Origin of the sequence: Streptomyces coacervatus, from assembly GCF_029223485.1 — a bacterium.
Classification (GTDB): domain Bacteria; phylum Actinomycetota; class Actinomycetes; order Streptomycetales; family Streptomycetaceae; genus Streptomyces; species Streptomyces coacervatus.
This window is the reverse complement of sequence record NZ_JARHTP010000006.1, coordinates 287644-290409: the sequence shown is the minus strand read 5'-3', so window position 1 is coordinate 290409 and position 2766 is coordinate 287644. Positions and strand designations below refer to the sequence as shown.

Below are 2766 nucleotides of genomic sequence, written 5' to 3'. Positions count from 1 at the left end.
ATGGATGCCATCTGCATGGAGTGATAGCATGAGGCCGACCTGATTAGTCGTCGTTAACCAGCACACCTGGGTAAGGGAAGGGGAAGAGGAAGGGAAGAGAGTAGGGACACCGCTTGAATCTCGGTGTATTGCTCCGCTCGTCCCGCCTACCCCTGTGATGCGCAGAAGAAAGCGCTTGTGCCCAGAGTTCTCTTTCTAGGATGGTAGTTTCGCTCCAGAATCGATAGCGATGACTCATCCCTTTTGGGCTGCCATGTGACCAAATGCTGCCCTTTTAGGTGAGAGTCGCGTTATCTACTGCACGAACGGGGGAAGTATGGATTTTCAGCTGCTTGGTTCCGTGGGAGTCAAGAGGGGCGGAAAGTCAATAGAATTATCCGGAGCCAAGGAGAACACCTTGTTGGCGGCGTTGCTGCTGGCTCGGGGAAAAGTTGTCTCGGACGAGCGCCTCATCTCACTTCTGTGGGGATGGAACCCGCCCAAGACGGTGAACGCGCAGATCTACACCTATATATCTCGCCTGCGCAAGAGGCTCGGTGCGGATGTGGAATTCATCCGCCGGCAGCCCGGTTACCTGTTGGACGTCCGCGATGCACGGGTCGACGTGGCCGAGTTCGACCGGCTCGGGCGCTGCGGCGGGACCGCCCTTGAAGAAGGGCGTTACCCGGAGGCGGCCCGGACCCTGCGTGAGGCGCTCGCCCTGTGGAGCGGCGGCGCGCTGGCCAATGTCACACCACAGCTGGCGCAGGCCCATGTGCCGCAGCTGGAGGAGGCCTGGGCCACGGTGCTGGAGCAGCGCATTCAGGCTGACCTGGCGCTCGGCATGCACAAGGAACTCATCGCGGAACTCACCGGCCTCGTCGCCGCATACCCGGTACGGGAACGGCTGCGGGCCCATCTCATGACCGCGCTGTACCTGTGCGGCCGGCAGGCCGACGCGCTGCATGTCTACTACGAAGGCCGCCGAGTCCTCTCCGACGAGCTGGGAATCGATCCCTCATCGACGCTCATGGACGCCTACCAGGCGGTTCTCAACGGTGACCTCGGCCCGTCGCCGCAGCGCGAAGCCGACACCCGGCCGGTCATGCGTACCAGGGCGCCGGTCAGTCTTCCGCCGGCCCTTCCGGACTTCGTCGGCAGGCGGGAGCAGCTCGAAAGGCTCTGCGGTCTCCTGCAGCCGGCGAACGGCGGAATCGGCCATGCTCCGTCGCGTCGCTTCCTGGTGGTCGGCATGGGAGGAGTCGGCAAGACGGCACTTGCCCTGCAGGCCGCACATGACATGCGTGAGGCCTTCCCGGACGGCCAGATATACGTCAATCTCTGCTATTCGGACGGAGAGCCCAAGGAGACAGAGGAAGTCCTCGTCGCTCTTCTGCGTGCGCTCGGCGAGCGGCCCGATGCATGCCGGGAGAGCCTGGACGACCTGGTAAGGCTTTTCCGTGCCGCCACCTTCGGCAAGCGGGTCCTGGTCTTCCTCGACAACGCTGTCGGGGACCTGCAATTGGAACCGCTTCTACCCAACACGGCGGAACCCACCGTGCTGATCACCGGGCGCACCCGAATAACCAGCGTCTCCGAGGCGAACACCCTCGCGGTGAACCCCATGGACGACGTCGACGCATTCCTTCTGCTCTCGAAGGTGGCGGGAGACGGGCGGATAAGCGCCACTTCGGACGATACCCAGAAAATCATCACCCACTGTGCCGGCCTGCCCCTGGCCCTCCGAATTGTGGGAGCCCGCCTCGCGGCCCGGCCTCATTGGTCCGCCTCGCGGCTCGTGGCCCGTTTGAGTAATCCCCGCACCCGGCTCGACGAGTTGCGCATGGGGGATCTCGATGTGCGACGGAGCTTGTATCTGTCGGTGAACCGACTGCCGTCAGAGATCCGTGATTTCCTGTGCCATCTGGCACGCACGGGCCGAGGAGCGGTCTCTCCCGCGGAGATCGCGGATGAATTGCGGATGCCGGTGGAAAGTGCCGAGCAGATGATGGAGGCCCTGGTCGACGTGGGGCTTCTCAACGTAACGGGCGTGGACCACGGAGAGCGATTGCTCTATCTACTCCACGATTTCCTGTACCTCTTGGCGGCCGAGATGGTCGATGAAACTCCCGCGGCCTTACATATGACCACGCTGCCGCGGTCATGGACGCGCGCCGTCACCAGGCTGGCGACCAGCCCGGTCGGACTACCGATGCTTGGACAGCCGAGCGGAGTGTGCCAATGAGAAACAGATCACCGCGGTCGCGGCCCACACGACCGCAACGGCCGACGGGCTGTACCACGTAAGCGCCAGGGAGATGACAGTGGCGGCGACAACCGTGGTCGTCAAGGGCAGGACGGGGACACGCTGATGCTGCCGCAGCCGTTCTTCGATGATCTCGTCGAGGACTTCACCGATGCGGTCGTCGATGGTGTCGCCGTAGCGGGCGAGGAACTGGTCGGTCTCGTGTTCGTCGAGTCGGGCCGGCTTGCTGCCAACGGTCAGTTGTCGCTCTGTCATGTCTCCACTGTGCCGCTCCGGATGCCCGGAGTCGGCCACGTGAGCCCACCGGCCCTTGGGCGGGTTATCCCTACCCCCAATTTGTCGGATCTCCTCGCTGACCTGCCCGCATCGGCTCGGCTACGTTCCTGTCGACGGAACAGCGTGAGACAGGTGAGCACCTCGTCCTGCTCTCACGGAACGAGAGTCGGGCGATGAGTTGACGGGAAACACTGCTCAGAATGTTCAGGACGGCGACGGTGCCGGCAGCCGGCCGCGCCAGGTGA

2 protein-coding genes are annotated in these 2766 nt (G+C 63.6%); one reads left to right on the top strand and one right to left on the bottom strand.

The genetic code is table 11. From position 1 onward, the window contains the following. The first annotated feature begins 316 nt into the window (after nt 1-316). Entirely contained in the window at nt 317-2224 is a 1908-nt protein-coding gene (locus P2Q00_RS17245) for an AfsR/SARP family transcriptional regulator (protein WP_275773423.1), read from the top strand. On the opposite strand, the gene P2Q00_RS17240 is transcribed toward P2Q00_RS17245, so the two are convergent. After that, the gene (locus P2Q00_RS17240; RefSeq protein WP_275773422.1) at nt 2186-2500 is read right to left on the bottom strand and encodes a hypothetical protein; all 315 of its coding nucleotides are present in this window, start codon (nt 2498-2500) and stop codon (nt 2186-2188) included. The genes P2Q00_RS17245 and P2Q00_RS17240 overlap by 39 nt on opposite strands. Nucleotides 2501-2766 lie beyond the last annotated feature (266 nt).

Excerpts from the sequence above, each read along its gene's own strand:
- P2Q00_RS17245 (WP_275773423.1), top strand. The coding sequence starts at position 317 with ATGGATTTTCAGCTGCTTGGTTCCGTGGGAGTCAAGAGGGGCGGAAAG.
- P2Q00_RS17240 (WP_275773422.1), bottom strand. The coding sequence starts at position 2,500 with ATGACAGAGCGACAACTGACCGTTGGCAGCAAGCCGGCCCGACTCGAC.